The organism is Corallococcus sp. AB049A (genome assembly GCF_003668885.1).
GTDB classification, from domain to species: domain Bacteria; phylum Myxococcota; class Myxococcia; order Myxococcales; family Myxococcaceae; genus Corallococcus; species Corallococcus interemptor.
The window spans coordinates 1-415 of the sequence record NZ_RAWL01001277.1 but is presented as its reverse complement, the minus strand read 5'-3'; the positions used below and the strand labels follow the sequence as shown (position 1 = coordinate 415).

Annotated in this window: 1 pseudogene; it reads right to left on the bottom strand. The window is 66.0% G+C overall.

What is annotated here, in order from left to right:
- A pseudogene (locus D7X55_RS47000) lies at positions 1-235 on the bottom strand (glycine cleavage system aminomethyltransferase GcvT); the annotation flags it as partial.
- Positions 236-415: the final 180 nt, after the last annotated feature.

Here is a 415-nt window from a genome sequence, read left to right as displayed (position 1 = left end):
CCTTCAGTTTGTCGATCGAATTGGCCAGCAGGCGGCGCAGGAACGGCTTGACCTGGTCACCGCGCAGGTCGACCACGGTCATGTGACTGACGTCGAACACGCCGGCTTCGCGACGCACCAGGTGGTGTTCGTCCAGCTGCGAGCCGTAGTGGATGGGCATGTCCCAACCCCCGAAATCGACCATCTTGGCGCCAAGGGCGCGGTGGGTATCGTTGAGCAGCGTCTTCTGGGTCATGACCGGTCCGGCAGCAGAGGAAACAGGAATCCCCATTATCCCAGATCGGTCGCCCGCAGGCGTGCGGCAGCGCAGCGGTTCGTGGAAGCGGAAGCGCGGCCCGCCGCGCCCTTTCCCTTTCGGGCGAGGCAATGGCTGCGCTCCCCGCAGCCGCCTGTTACAGGCGCACCCGCCCACGCA